This is a genomic window from Leucobacter sp. UT-8R-CII-1-4 (genome assembly GCF_030010235.1).
Lineage (GTDB): Bacteria > Actinomycetota > Actinomycetes > Actinomycetales > Microbacteriaceae > Leucobacter.
On the sequence record NZ_JASCRS010000004.1, the window covers coordinates 324,500 to 338,392 of the forward strand.

Below are 13,893 nucleotides of genomic sequence, written 5' to 3' on the forward strand. Positions count from 1 at the left end.
CCGATGAATGAACTGGAGTTCCGCGTGAACGGGATGACCTGCGGGCACTGTGAGCAGGCGCTGTCCGCCGAGCTCCTCGCAATAGGTGGCGTTGTGGGAGCAGACGTCGACGCCGCTTCGGGGGCAGTCGCGGTGCGCTATGGAGGCTTGGTCGAGCGATCTGCGATTGAGAACGCCGTTTCTGAAGCGGGTTTCGAGCTTGTCTCCTGGGAGAACGAGGGTTCTTGACCGCGGTTACTTCGATCCAGCCTGATGAGGCTCGCGCGAACGATCCAGTAATCGTCAAGAGGCGTTCGGGTGTCGTGCGGGCCCTGGTTGCCTTGGGTGCCGGGCTCGTTCTCGTACCTGCACCTCTGGTCACGATACTTGGGGGTCAAGCGCCCTACGACTTACTTCGCCGGAGCTTTCCGGGTCTCGACGTCGGCGTTCTCACGGCAGTAGGTCAGGCCGCCGCTGATGCTGCGGCTGTGGTGACGGTCGGTGCGCTGTTGACGCTGCTGTTCTTCCGGGACGCGCGAGGCAGGAACGCTGACCTTCTACGCAGCCCGCTCGAGCTGAAGGTGCTCCAGATCAGTTCAGGGTTTTGGGCATCCGCAGCGGGTGCCATGGTGTTGTTCACGATGCTTGACAGCAATGGACAGCCGTTCGCGCGGCTCGGGACTTCGAGCGCGCTGTCAGTCTTATACGAGGCGAGTTCCTTCCCGAAGGCTTGGACCGTCACGTTGCTCGCCGCGCTCGTCGTGTTCTTCTTCAGCATGGTCGTTGAGAAATGGACAGGACTGCTGATTCCCCTGTGGGCGGCATGCTTCGGCGTTCTAGCCCCGGTCGTTGTCGGCCAGATCCTGGTCGGACCCGAACACGACTTCGGAAGCGACGCGGGCGTCTACCAGTCACTACTTACTAGCGCGGTGTTCGGTGTAGTCCTGCTCGCAGCGATCCGGGTCGCATCCGGTCGTTTGGTCGCGCCGGACGTGCTTCCGCGAATGTTCCTGTTCCTCGTCTTCGCGCTGCCGGCTATCGTTGGCGCCGATGTGCTTCTCGCCTGGTTCAAACTGGCGGGAACCGGGCTTCTCGACTCGGTGACCGGCTGGCAGATCATCACGCGATGGATCTTCCTGGCGCTCATCTGCGGACTGACGATGTATTCGTGGCACATTTGGCGACGCCGGCGCATTAACGAGCAGCGGCTGGTGCGCGTGCTTGGCGGTATGGCCGTCGCGATCACGGGATGGGTGGGCGTCACCGCCGCGATGACCCGTTTCCCACCTCCGCACTATTTTGTCCCCACGAGCATCTCGCAGGTGTTCTTGGGCTTCGAAGTAGCTGAAGCGCCAACACCGCTCGTGCTCTTCACGCATTGGCGTCCGAACATCCTCTTCCTGCTCCTCGCGGCGGCTGCGGTCACGGTGTATCTCATCGCAGTGAATACTCTCCGGCGCCGCGGGGACGCTTGGCCGGCGGGACGGACCGTGGCCTGGCTTAGCGGCTGGATCGTGGTGGTATTTGTCACCAGCTCGGGTTTCGGCAAGTACTCAGCCCCCGATTTCGGCATCCACATGATCGTGCACATGAGCCTGAACATGCTGGCGCCGATTCTGCTGGTCATGGGCGGCATCGTGACACTTCTCCTGCGCTCGACCAAGTCGAATCCGCAGCTCCCTGCCGGAATACATGACTGGGTCACCTGGGCTTTGCACTGGCGGGTGCTTCGCTTCATCTACAACCCCCTGATCGTCTTCGCACTCTTCGTCGGCTCGTACTATGGCCTATATTTTTCGGGGATCTTCGGCGAGTACATGCGTTTCCACTGGGCCCACCAGCTCATGAACGTGCACTTCCTCATCGCCGGTTACTTGTTCTACGGCTTAGTCATCGGCGTGGACCGTCCTCCGCGACCGCTTCCTCACATCGGCAAGCTCGGCTTCGTGCTTGCGGCGATGCCCTTCCACGCCTTCTTCGGCGTCATCCTGATGTCCGGCGGGGATATCATCGCCGAGAACTTCTACCGCTACCTGGACTTGCCCTGGGCCGACCTTAAAGCATCCCAATACTTGGGCGGCGGTGTCGCCTGGGCAGGCGGGGAAATTCCACTCCTCCTCGTCATCATCGCGCTCGGTGTGCAGTGGTCGAGACAGGACGCAAAGGACGCACGCCGCAAGGACCGTCACCTCGACGCGGGGCTCGATGACGAATTCGACGACTACAACCGGATGCTTGAAAAGCTCAGCGCCCGGCAAGCTCGTAACGTGCGAGGGCCACAGCTTCCCGGCACGAAGGAAGGCACCAGCTCATGACGATCCAACAGAACGCCACGGATCCCCTTCAACTCGACATCTCCGGCATGACCTGCGCCGCATGCGCGGGTCGAGTCGAGCGCGCCTTGGGGCAACTCGAGGGGGTGACGGCAAGTGTGAACTACGCGACAGAACGAGCGATTCTCACTGGGCTCTCACCCGACGAGGCCGATCTAGCAGTGCGTCGAGTGGAGAAGGCCGGATACGGGGCGCGCGTTCATGACGACGCCGACGACGCCTGGTCGAGACGCGCAACAGAGGTGAGGATCACATCCCTGCGGCGCAGACTCCTCGTCGCCGCGATCCTCACAGTTCCGCTCATGGACATCACGATCGTTCTCGCACTGGTTCCGGGCTGGCGCTTCCCCGGCTGGGAATGGCTCTGCATCATGCTCGCCCTGCCCATCGTTACCTGGGCAGCCTGGCCGTTCCACAAAGCCACACTCCGAAACCTACGCCACGGGAATGTCAGCATGGACACCCTCGTGTCACTCGGCATCGCAGCATCGTTCGGCTGGGCGGTCACATCCCTTCTACTCGGTATCGGACAGGACGGGGCCGGATACTGGCTCGGCTTCGGTGTCACCCCGGAAGGAGCGAACTCCATCTACCTCGATGTCGCTGCCGGCATGACGACATTCCAGCTCGCTGGGCGCTACTTCGAAACACGCTCCAGAAGAAAAGCGGGAGACGTGCTCGGCGCGCTGGGCCAGCTTGCGTCCACCCACGTGCGCATTACCCGAGACGGCAGCGAAAGCATCGAACCTGCCGCGTCTCTGCGGGTCGGCGATACTTTCGTAGTTCTTCCAGGCGAGACGATACCTGCGGACGGCACGATCAGTGCCGGATACGCATCAGTGGACACCAGTATGTTGACAGGGGAACCTGTCCCGAAAGACCTCAGTCCAGGAGACAACGTCGTCGGTGGCACTATCAGCACCAACGGAAGACTCGAAGTATGTGCAACTTCAGTTGGAGCGCACACCCAACTCGCGCAGATGGCCGCCCTCGCCGAACAAGCCCAATCCCGTAAAGCTCGAGTACAGACACTCGTAGACCGCATCACCACCTACTTCGTTCCAGCAGTCATCGCTCTCGCGATTCTCGTCACACTCGCCTGGATGCTTGCAGGCACCGCGTTTCAAGACGCCTTCGGCATCGGCATCGCCGTCCTGATCATTGCCTGCCCCTGTGCACTCGGCCTCGCAACGCCCACTGCACTCATGGTAGGTATCGGTAGAGGCGCCAGCCTCGGTATCCTCGTCAAAGGACAAGACGCACTCGAGGCAAGCGGCACCATCACCACCGTCGTTCTGGACAAGACCGGCACACTGACTGCTGGCACCATGACAGTGACGGGCACAGCCACCCCGGAACACATCCAAGAACACGATTTGCTCCGTGTCGCAGCCTCAGTCGAACAGGGCTCAGAGCACATCATTGCCCGCGCAATCATGTCCGCAGCTAAGAAGCAAATTGCGGATCTGGAGGCCGCGACTGACTTCAATATCGTTCCCGGGAAGGGAGCGACAGCGACGGTCTCTGACAAACTCGCGATTGTCGGCAACAGGGCGCTTCTGGCCGAGCATGGCGTAGCCCTGAACTTCAACGAACCGAATGGGACAGAACTTCACGAGAATCCCGCCGAGACCACGGTGTTTGTCGCGGTCGATGGGAAGCTGATCGGCGCTATCAACCTCGCCGATACCATCAAGCCTGGGGCCAAGAAGGCCGTCGAAGCTCTCCGGAAGCAGGGACTTAAAACCGTGCTCCTCACCGGTGACTCCAAGGCCGCAGGCGACTACACCGCCTCACTACTCGGAATCGACACCGTCCTCAGTGAGGTCCTTCCTGCCGACAAAGCCGAAGCCGTGCGCGCCCTCCAGACCCAAGGGGAACGGGTCGCAATGGTCGGCGACGGCATCAATGACGCCGTCGCGCTCGCCGCCGCAGACCTCGGTCTCGCGATGGTCAGTGGCTCCGACATCGCCCTCAAATCCGCAGATGTCATCCTAGTTCGAGACGATCTTGCAGTCATCCCGGATGCCATCGCACTCTCCCGAAAGACGTTGAAAACGATTCGGGTAAACCTTGTCTGGGCATTCGGATACAACGTTGCTGCGATTCCGATCGCTGCAGCTGGGTTCTTGAACCCGCTCATTGCTGCCGGGGCGATGGCATTGTCTTCAGTTCTCGTCGTCTACAACAGCCTTCGACTCCAGAGTTTTCTAAGCTCTCGCTGAGTTGCCTCAAGTATCTGCCGTGCGTACGCGCGGAAGATCTCATAGGTCGAGAGCTTGATCTCAGATGGAGATGCGCACCAGGGGACGAGGGCGACACCGAAACAGACCTTTCTATGCAGCGACCACGGTACACAATAGAGAAGTTGCCCCGGCTGCATATGACTACGTCAAGTTTCTTGTGGTTCGAAGTGGGCAAGCGAGACTGCTGAGCGAGCGCGATGAATACCATGTTGCCGTCGGCGATATAGCGATTATCGGCCCAAACACACTTTGCGGAGCCATACCTCAAGAGTCGGTCTCGGCAACGACCGTGTACGTCAATGAGGACTACGTAGTCGACCAACTGTTCTGGCAGCATACTGACAAGTTCATTACTCGCAGAGACGTCATCTGGTTTATCGAAACGCATTACCCTGAACCAATTCAGCTGATTCGTTTCGGGGAGCAAGCTGTAATGAGTCTCTCGCGAATCTTGGATGAACTTGCAAGCCTCAGCGAGGAAGGAGATTCTGAAAGAAGATTTCATCGATTCCAAGCACTGCTTTCAACCTTTCTTGACGAAGTAATTCCAGCTTTGAAAGCCCGCAATGAACCGACTGATCGCGCCGAGAACGGTGCTCAGAATTCCGCCACTCTTCATCGCCAGATTTACCGTCCCACAAGACCTGAGGCGCGTAGTGTGGCGGATCAGCTGCGCAGGAATGTCTCGCGCCGTTGGACTCTAAGCGAGCTTGCCAAATCCGTTCATCTTTCAGAATCCCAGTTGCGGCGTGTTTTTATTGAGGCCTATGGAAAGACACCGTCTGCCTTCTTGACGGTGCTCAGAACTGATCGCATGGCGGACTTGCTACGACAAACAGATCTGCCCATCTCTCGTATTTGCCGAGAAGTTGGATGGGAGGACCCCGCCTACGGCTCGTTGCAATTTCGGCGACGAGTGGGGGTCAATCCACAGCGCTATCGCAGAAACTATCGGCTAACCCAGCCTGTTCAATCTACGACAGAAGCGCCATGTTTCTCAGATGAAACTGCCACGAAGGACAGAATTCCAAGACCTTCCTTTGACCAGGTGGTAAACCAAGGCTGACCACGTCGGGTTCAGTGATGCACCTGACGGTCGCTCACAAACTTGTCCGTCGTCCGTCTCGATTGCGTCTCCTGAGTCCCTTCGCGCACCTTCTGGTCGCAGAGGTCACCCGCCGTGTGCGGGTACCTGCGGAAGGAGGACGGCGATGGCAACCAGCGAGGAAGGGCGGGCGGCGCGGGATGCGAAGCTCGACGCCCTGCATGAACAGCTCACCGGCGCGGTGGAGTCGTTGGTGTCGGGTGAGGACTGGAAGCAGGCGTTGGAGTTTGCGGCTCGGTTTCGTGCTCGTTCGTTCAACAACACGCTGCTGATCTTCGTGCAGCATCAGGCGGCGTTTGAGGCGGGCCGGGTGCCGGAGCCGGTGCCGTCGTATGTGGCGGGGTTCAAACAGTGGCAGGCGCTCGGCCGGCAGGTCGAGAAGGGCCAGTCGGGGTACATGATCCTCGCCCCGGTGACGGGGAGGTTCGCGTCGTTCACGCCGAAGGTGGCGGAGTCGTGGCGCAGGCTCGGCAGGTTCGAGAAACCGAAACCGGGTGAGGCGGTGCGCTCCCGCATGGTCGGCGTCCGACCCGCCTACGTCTGGGATGCCTCCCAAACCGCCGGCGACCCGATCCCCGCACCACCCTCGCCACGGCTGCTGGAAGGCGAAGCTCCCGATGGGCTCTGGGAGGGCATCGCACGGCTCGTGGAGGCGGAGGGGTTCAGGGTGTTGCGGGTGCCGCATGAGGGCATGATCCACGGCGCGAACGGTCTCACTGATTTCGGTGCGCGGACGGTTGCGGTGCGGGAGAACATGCCCGAGGCGGCGCAGGTGAAGACCCTCGTCCACGAGTTCGCCCACGTTCTCCTGCACGGCCCAGACAACGCCGATGCGACGGGGCATCGCGGGATTGGAGAGGTGGAGGCGGATTCGGTGGCGTTGATGGTCGTCGCAGCGCACGGCATGGACACCAGCGACTACACGGTCCCGTATGTGTCGGGGTGGGCGGCGACGGTGCCGGAGAAGTCCCCGGTCGAAGTCGTCCAAGCCACCGGCGAACGAGTCCGCAAAACCTCAGCAGTCATTCTCGACCAGCTGCCCACCGTGCAGATCAGCAACGGCGACCCTCCCGGCCTCACCCGCGAAACCCCAGCGAAGAAACGCCCCGAGCCTGCGGTCGAGACGACTGCTGATCCCTTGGCGGAGGAGCCGCGCCGCGCCGTGGCGTCGTCGGTGAGGAGCCTGTGATGGGTGCCGTTGATCTGTTCTCCGAAGTCGGCGGGATGCCGCTCTCCGAGGCGGCGGCGCGGTTCGCTGCGGCTGGGGTGCCGGTGTTCCCGTGCGTGCCGGGTGAGAAGCGTCCGCTCGTGGCCCGTGGGTTCCATGACGCGACCGCTGATCCTGGGCAGGTTGCGGCGTGGTGGTCGAGGTGGCCGTCCGCGAACATCGGCATCCCCACCGGTGCCGCATCCGGGGTCGAGGTCGTCGATGTCGACGTGCACGCGACCGGCACCGGGTTCCCCGCTTTCCGCGAAGCGCACCGCGAAGGGTATGCGGCGGGGTGGGCGGCGCTCGTGCGCACCCCCTCCGGCGGGCTCCACGCCTACTATCCGGCGCACCCGGATCGTGCGCAGTCGTCGTGGCAGGCGGCACGGGCGCATGTCGATTTCCGGGGTGACGGCGGCTACATCATCGCCCCGCCATCGAAGGTGCTGCGCCCTGGCGGGGCGCGAGCGCCGTACCGGCTCATCGTCACATCAGGCGACATCCCGGTGCCGGTGGATGCGGCACGGCTGCGCGAGTTCCTGGACCCGCGCACCCTGATCCCGATGGGCCGTGCGCGTACTGCTCGGTTGGAGCGGCGGGGGGCGGATGCGAAGGTGCTTGCCGGTTGGGTGGCGGGGCGTGGTGAGGGTGAGCGGAACCGTGGCCTGTTCTGGGCTGCCTGCCGTCTCGCCGAATCAGGCACCCCGCCGGCTGCGACTCTCGAAGCGCTGGGTCCTGCGGCTGAGCATGCAGGGCTGGGGTCGCGGGAGATCATGGCGACGATCCGCTCCGCCTACCGCACCGACCGCACCGCACCCCGCGCTGCGGAGCCCGTGGCGGATGAGCGGCGTGTGGTGCGCGGGTCACCGGGGCGGGTGATCTCATGAACCCCATCGAGGCTGTCTCGCCGCGGGGTCGCCGCTTGGCGGTGATGACGGCGATCACGGGAACGGTGTTCATCGCCGCCGGCGCATTCTGGCTCAGCTTTACGGCGCTGGCTGATCTTGCGCGGCGGTCTGGGATTGATGACGGTCAGGCGTGGGCGTGGCCGTTGATCGTGGACGGCATCATCGTCGTCGCAACCGTCGCTGTCGTCGCCCTCGCCAGCCAGACCCGCCCGACGTGGTATCCGTGGACGCTGCTTGCTGCGGGGGCGGTGGTGTCGGTGACGGCGAATGCGATCCACGCGATCATCGCTGCCGACACCGACGTACCACCGATCTTGGCTGCGTCGGTCGCTGCGATCCCGCCGCTGGTACTGCTGTCGATCACGCACCTCACCGTCATCCTCACCCGCCCCACCACCGCGCGCGCCGCGAACGCGATCGAGGATGCTTCGGTCGAAGCCGCCACTTCCTCACGGCCGGTCGTCGTGCCGGAAGTTGAGCCGGCGCAGGCAGTGGAGTTGCCGGTGGTGTCGGTGAGTGAGCGGCGGGCGGAGGCGACCCAGTTGCGGGAGGTGGAGGGGTGGTCGAACAAGAAGATCGCCCGGCACCTGGGCGTGCATCCCTCCACCGTCGGGCGCTGGTTCACCCCAGCCATCAGCAAGGAGGAGACGTCATGAACGACAACGCAGAGACGAACCGCACCGAGCTGCCTGATGTGCGGCCCGAGGCGACCGAGGGTGCAGAGGCGGAGCGGTCGGCGTTTGCCGTGCACCGCGACCCCTCACTCACCACCCTCGGCGCTGATCCTGGTTCGCGGGTGGGGCGCGGGATCGCGTGGGTGCGTCCGACTGATCTGATCGCGTCGAGTACCGCCAGGATCGCGGGCCTCGGCATCAACTTTCAGACCGAGCTCGCGCACCGTGCCCGCCGCGCGGCGGGTCAGACCTACCGGGCGACTCGGAATCATGCCCGTGACATCCGGGATCACCGAGCGGCACCTGCGGGGTCTGCGGTGTTCGAGTCGTTCGATGTGTTCGAGCCGCAGGATCGGCCGCGCTCCTCGTCGTGGTTGCGGCCATCTGGAATCGGGCTGGTGTGAGCCGCCATGCGCAGAAGACGGTGGCGCGACGGGGTTGGTGGGGAGCCGGTGCGCACCTGCTTGTCAGGAGGTGCCACCATGCCACAACGAAACACTCCACGCCGCGACGGTCGCGGGCGTGGGTTCGAGAACTCAGAACGACTCCGCGAACTCCTCACCCGCCTCAACACCGAAGGGCCCGACGCCTGGCGGAATGACCCGGCCGCCGCTGAACTCATGCGGCACGCGGCCGACAAGTACGCCGCCCTGGCCCGCAAGCACGGCCTCGATCCGTGGGAGGCGGCGACGGCGGCGTTCGAGGCGATGCGCACGCCCTCGGTGCGGCGGGCGGACGATCCCTGGGCGGTCATCACTCGCGCCGTGCAGATCACCTGTATCGCAGAAAGCCGCGCCAACGGGCTGCTGTGCTCCGTGCATCAAGCGCGCAGGCCCAGGTATTCGAGTTTCCATGACGCCGAACGCTTCTCCGACCGCGAAAACCCCCTTACCGACTATCACCCCGCGTTCCGCGCCGACCCCTTCGCAAACGATGACGACGACGGCGAAGACGACCGCGGGGAGGTGTCGGGGTCGACGGGGGTGGAGTCAGCGGTCGAGGACACGATCGCGTTGCTGTGCTGGTACGGGTGGGACCCAGAACTCGCCCGCGCCGCAGTCGAGTGCATCTGCGCACGCCTCGCAGAATCCATCTCCCGAGCAGGAGCATACGAGTCACTACGACGTGACCAGCACGCCCGCGCCCTGCTCGACATCCCCGCACCGTCCTGGTACCGGCTGCTGCGGATCATCCTCGGCGCCCCCGACCTACACCTGGCCGGTACGAACGCGGGCCGTGGGGTGTTGCTGCGGCTGCTGATCGGTGAGTCCTTGGCATACCTCATGGACGACACGGATTTGGGTGCGGCAATCAGAGTCGCAGCCCCCGGCGTGATGCGGGGCCGGTCATGAGCGAGCCGGGGCATATCGAGCTGGAGCGTGCCGTGGATTCGATCTGGGCCGGCCGCCGTCACCGCGAAGACTACGGCGACCTCGACTCGCTGGTGGAGTCGATCGCTCGGGATGGGCTGTTGCAGCCGATCACGATCACCCCAGACGGGATGCTGATCTGCGGTGCCCGGCGTTTGGCCGCGATCCGCCGGCTCGGGTGGAAGACGGTGAACGTGTGGGTGCGCTCCGGTATCTCTACGACCCTCGGGCAGCTCCTCGCCGAACAGGACGACAACCTCCTACACAAGCCCCTCACCCGCACGGAGGAAGCCACCCTCTACGCCGAGCTGAAAGCTCTCATGGTCGAGGATGCGACTGGCCGGCAGGAAGCGTCACGGTTCACTTCGAAACAGGAAAACCCCAGGTCACACGGTGGGGCCACGGTGGCCCCACCGTCGGCTGGGGGTATCGGGAAGACCCGCGAGCAGGCCGCGCTTATGGTCACCGGCCGCAACGCGTACACCTCGCTTGAACGCATCAACGAGTTGCAGCATCTCGCCGCTGACCTTGCACAGCCCGACGACGTAAAGCGGCGGGCGCGGGAGGAGCTTGACCGGATCGATGCGGGCGGGTCGATCACCGGAGCGCAGCATCGTATCCGCGCCGCGCAATCCCTTGCGGAACTCGACGCCCTCGCGGGCGACCCTGGACAACCGGCAGGCATCCGCGACGCCGCCGCCGCAGGAGCTGCCCGTCTTCGCGAGCTCGCAGACACGGCGCGGCCTGCGGACCTGGAACGTCTCGCGGAACTCGCTGTCGAGCGTGCGAAGTCTGCGACGAAGAAGCGCCCCGCCCAGCTCGCATCAGCACGGCTCCACGCTGTCGAAGAGCAGCCGCGGGAGTTCCTGCCGGTGCGGTCGTTCGTCTACCTCTGGGATGAGCTCTCCACCTGGACCGAACGCTACGACCCCGAAACCATCGGCCCGGCCTTGTCGGGTGAGCAGTGGGCGATGTTCGAGAACGCCGTCACCGCGACCATCGCGTTCCTGGATACCGTCCGCATTGCACGAAACGTGCGCCGCGAAACCGCCTGAACCCTCCGCCGCCTCCCTGCTGAGTGTCTTGGTGCACCTGTCTGGTGATCCGAATCTCGTCGGGAAGGACACCAGGATGGACCCCACCGCTCGCCGCCGCCGCACCGTGCTCATCGCCGCCATCGCCGGCGGCCTCATCCTGCTCCTCCTCATCGGCGTCGGCGTCTACGGACTCATCCGCGGACCCCAGACCACCGAACCCACTGAACCCACTTCTACCGATGGCCCGACGGCAACGAGCCCGGTACTCGTCCCGGCAGAACCGGAGCCGGTGGTCGCGCTCGGCGGGCCGGAGGAGTTCGCGGTGGCGGTGGCCGAGGCGCTGTTCACCTGGGATACGACCAGCGGGTATGGGCCTGCCGATTACGCGCAGATGCTCGCCGATGTCACCGCCGACACCGAGGCAGACGGCGCAGCATCCGACGTCCGCGCGTACCTGCCGACGGCAGAGGTGTGGGCGCAGCTCCGCACCCACCAGACCCGGCAGCGGCTCACCATCGACACCATCGAAATCCCTGCCGCATGGGATGACGCGGTGGCGCAGGCTGTGCCGGGGCAGATTCCTGACGGTGCGGTCGCGTACACGATCTCCGGCACCCGCTACCGCACCGGTTACTGGGGCACCGATCCGGTCACGACAACACACCCGGTTGCGTTCACCGTGTTCCTCACCTGCACCCCCGAACGCGCCTCCGCGCCATCGCTGGCTGAGCCGATCACCGACACCTGTCTCTTGTTGCGGTTGTCGCAGCTCGACAACCCGCTGCGGTGACCGGCCATGCTCAAGAAGCTCCTCGCAGCCCTCGCCGTCGCTGCCGTATTTTTCGGTCCCGCGACCGTTCTCCTCTCCGTCGCCGTCCTCGCCAGCCCTGCCATCGCCGCGTGCGCGCCGGGGTCGTTGATCGTCGGGCCGATCCCGGACTCACTGACCGCGACCACGCGCAACGGTGAGACGGTGACACTGAATCGTCAGCAGCTCACCCACGCCGCCACGATCATCACCGTCGGTGGACAGACGGATGGGGTGGGGCGTGCAGGGGTGGTGATCGCGTTGATGGCAGCGCTCACGGAGTCGCACCTGCGGATGCTCACCAACACCGGCACCTACCCCGAATCCGCGAACTACCCCAACGATGGGGATGCAGCCGATCATGATTCCCTCGGCCTGTTCCAGATGCGCCCGCAAGCCGGCTGGGGCACCGTTGCGGAGCTCATGGACCCGAACTATCAAGCCCGCGCGTTCTACGGCGGACCGGCCGGACCCAACTACCCCTCACCGCGCGGGCTGCTTGACATTCCCGGGTGGCAGCAACTCGACCCAGGCGAAGCCGCCCAGGCCGTCGAGGTGTCGGCATACCCGGACAGGTATCAGAACTATCAGCCCGTCGCCGAAGCGATCCTCACCGCCCTCACCCGCCCCGCACCATCAAGCGGCGGTGGCAACGGTGGTGATGTGGTGGTGCCTGAGACCACCAGGGTCGTGTTCCCGTTGCCGGAGGGGTCGTGGGTGCGGACCAGCCCGTTCGGGTGGCGCACCGACCCGATCACGTTCGAGACCGCGTTCCACTCCGGCAGCGACTTCGCCGCCGCCGACGGCACCCCAATCTACGCCGTCGCCGATGGGATCGTCACCCACGCCGGATACACCGGCAACTGGGGCGGGCTCATCATCGTGGAGCACACTGTCGGCGGGGAACGTGTCGCGTCGTACTACGCGCATATGTGGGAGCACGGAATCCACGTCACCGAAGGCATGACCGTCACCGCAGGGCAGCACATCGGCGATGTCGGCTCCTCCGGGAAATCCACCGGCCCCCACCTCCACCTCGAAATCCGCCCCGGAGGCACCGGTCAGCCCGCGATCGACGCCGACCAATGGCTCACCGACCACGACGCCGAAGGCATCACCGGCGGCAGCGCCTCCCGTGCGTCCTGCACGCTGAGCGGAGGTGGACGCTGATGGACGTGTTCCCCGACTTCGGCGGCGTCGGCGCCGCCGCCGACCTGCGTACGGTGATCGGCGCGCTGCTGATGTTCGTACTCATCATCGCCGTGCTCATGCTGATCGTCTCCGTGATCGTCTGGGCTATCGCCTCATCGACCGGTAACCCGCACACCGCCATCAAGGCCAGGATCGGGGCCTGGGTTGCTCTCGGCACCGCGTCCCTCGCCGGAGCAGGCGTCGCCTGGGTCAACTTCCTCCTCGCCGTCGGCGAACGTCTCTAGTTTTGCTCCTAGTCCGTCGGTCGGCTGATGGTGATCTCGCCGCTGGTGAGCGCGTTACGAAGGCACTCAGCGATGCGTTGCGCATTATCCTCGGTCGCTTCGGGCTTGAGAGTGATGCCGAGGCCGGAAGGTGGCAGGTCCGCGCTCATAACCGTGGCCTCAATCATGGAATCAGAGTCACATCGGTCGTCCCCGGAGAAACGTGGGTCAGCGACCCCGACCGACCACTGGTTGCCGTTTGCGTCCACGGTCCTCACGTCGGAAACCGGAGAGCATCCCGCTAGCAGCACGCCAGTGGCGACAGCACACATTGCCAGAAGGTACCGGCCCCTTCTCGTGACTCGAGTAGCGGCAATCACATCAATAAGACTCGCCCCTGGCCCCGTTCCTTCGTTTGCCGACATCAGGGCAACGCGAATCCGCCTGTGACCAATCGAGCCTATCAAGGGGCCTCATGGTGCACCTGGCTGGCAAGTCCGCCATTCCCCGGCGCTTGTGAGCAGAAGGAGCATCCCTGTGATTGATATTGATCCGAACGGTACCGGGCTTCCCGGTATCGAGCAGTTGCGCATCATCGTCGGCGCGGTCATGACCGTCGGCCTGATCCTCTCCGTCCTCGCCCTGATCATCTCAGCGATCGTGTGGGGTTTCGGCGCGAACTCCTCCAACCCGCACCTCGCGTCGCGCGGGAAGGTCGGCGTGCTCGTGTCCTGTGGGGCGGCGATCATCTGCGGCGCCAGCGTGACGCTCATCAACTTCTTCTGGGGCGTCGGCCAAGCCGTCTAGCCCC

General features: G+C 64.3%; 15 protein-coding genes. 14 read left to right on the plus strand and 1 reads right to left on the minus strand.

The genetic code is table 11. The annotated features are described in order from the left end of the window. Window positions 1-3: 3 nt before the first annotated feature. The 13 genes from QBL02_RS11270 to QBL02_RS11330 all read left to right on the plus strand — a co-directional run bounded on the left by QBL02_RS11270 (window position 4) and on the right by QBL02_RS11330 (window position 13,103). Window positions 4-228 carry a heavy metal-associated domain-containing protein gene (locus QBL02_RS11270; RefSeq protein WP_114320140.1) on the plus strand — a complete coding sequence of 75 codons (225 nt, stop codon included), beginning with the start codon at window positions 4-6 and terminating at the stop codon, window positions 226-228. Next, a complete protein-coding gene (locus tag QBL02_RS11275; RefSeq protein ID WP_258771880.1) occupies window positions 225-2,294 on the plus strand; it encodes a cytochrome c oxidase assembly protein in 2,070 nt (689 codons plus the stop codon). The genes QBL02_RS11270 and QBL02_RS11275 overlap by 4 nt, the downstream gene beginning before the upstream one ends. Beyond that, a complete protein-coding gene (locus QBL02_RS11280) occupies window positions 2,291-4,537 on the plus strand; it encodes a heavy metal translocating P-type ATPase (RefSeq protein WP_282726521.1) in 2,247 nt (748 codons plus the stop codon). The genes QBL02_RS11275 and QBL02_RS11280 overlap by 4 nt, the downstream gene beginning before the upstream one ends. Window positions 4,538-4,607: 70 nt before the next feature. Then, the gene (locus tag QBL02_RS11285; protein ID WP_226824064.1) at window positions 4,608-5,624 is read left to right on the plus strand and encodes an AraC family transcriptional regulator; all 1,017 of its coding nucleotides are present in this window, start codon (window positions 4,608-4,610) and stop codon (window positions 5,622-5,624) included. Window positions 5,625-5,769: 145 nt separating this feature from the next. After that, window positions 5,770-6,852, plus strand: a complete 1,083-nt coding sequence (locus tag QBL02_RS11290; RefSeq protein ID WP_114320137.1) for an ArdC-like ssDNA-binding domain-containing protein — start codon at window positions 5,770-5,772, stop codon at window positions 6,850-6,852. Further along, window positions 6,852-7,757, plus strand: coding sequence for a bifunctional DNA primase/polymerase (locus QBL02_RS11295; protein ID WP_282726522.1), 906 nt, complete (start codon window positions 6,852-6,854; stop codon window positions 7,755-7,757). Before QBL02_RS11290 ends, QBL02_RS11295 begins: the two co-directional genes overlap by 1 nt. Then, window positions 7,754-8,434: a DUF2637 domain-containing protein gene (locus QBL02_RS11300; RefSeq protein ID WP_282726523.1), complete on the plus strand. Its 681-nt coding sequence runs from the start codon at window positions 7,754-7,756 to the stop codon at window positions 8,432-8,434. Before QBL02_RS11295 ends, QBL02_RS11300 begins: the two co-directional genes overlap by 4 nt. Next, entirely contained in the window at window positions 8,431-8,856 is a 426-nt protein-coding gene (locus QBL02_RS11305) for a hypothetical protein (RefSeq protein ID WP_282726524.1), read from the plus strand. Before QBL02_RS11300 ends, QBL02_RS11305 begins: the two co-directional genes overlap by 4 nt. Window positions 8,857-8,934: 78 nt before the next feature. Next, window positions 8,935-9,804, plus strand: coding sequence for a hypothetical protein (locus QBL02_RS11310; RefSeq protein ID WP_087013593.1), 870 nt, complete (start codon window positions 8,935-8,937; stop codon window positions 9,802-9,804). Then, window positions 9,801-10,877, plus strand: a complete 1,077-nt coding sequence (locus tag QBL02_RS11315; protein WP_282726525.1) for a ParB N-terminal domain-containing protein — start codon at window positions 9,801-9,803, stop codon at window positions 10,875-10,877. Before QBL02_RS11310 ends, QBL02_RS11315 begins: the two co-directional genes overlap by 4 nt. 76 nt (window positions 10,878-10,953) lie before the next feature. Further along, window positions 10,954-11,649: a hypothetical protein gene (locus QBL02_RS11320; RefSeq protein WP_114320132.1), complete on the plus strand. Its 696-nt coding sequence runs from the start codon at window positions 10,954-10,956 to the stop codon at window positions 11,647-11,649. A 6-nt stretch (window positions 11,650-11,655) separates the two neighbouring features. Continuing rightward, window positions 11,656-12,837 (plus strand): M23 family metallopeptidase, encoded by a 1,182-nt coding sequence (locus QBL02_RS11325; RefSeq protein WP_114320131.1) that lies wholly within the window; start codon window positions 11,656-11,658, stop codon window positions 12,835-12,837. Next, window positions 12,837-13,103 (plus strand): DUF6112 family protein, encoded by a 267-nt coding sequence (locus QBL02_RS11330; protein ID WP_114320130.1) that lies wholly within the window; start codon window positions 12,837-12,839, stop codon window positions 13,101-13,103. The genes QBL02_RS11325 and QBL02_RS11330 overlap by 1 nt, the downstream gene beginning before the upstream one ends. Before the next feature lie 8 nt (window positions 13,104-13,111). Here the strand turns inward: QBL02_RS11330 and QBL02_RS11335 are convergent, their stop codons facing one another. Continuing rightward, a complete protein-coding gene (locus QBL02_RS11335; RefSeq protein WP_164743187.1) occupies window positions 13,112-13,270 on the minus strand; it encodes a hypothetical protein in 159 nt (52 codons plus the stop codon). A gap of 349 nt (window positions 13,271-13,619) precedes the next feature. On the opposite strand from QBL02_RS11335, the gene QBL02_RS11340 reads away from it, so the two are divergent. Then, the gene (locus QBL02_RS11340) at window positions 13,620-13,889 is read left to right on the plus strand and encodes a DUF6112 family protein (protein ID WP_194582290.1); all 270 of its coding nucleotides are present in this window, start codon (window positions 13,620-13,622) and stop codon (window positions 13,887-13,889) included. Window positions 13,890-13,893 lie beyond the last annotated feature (4 nt).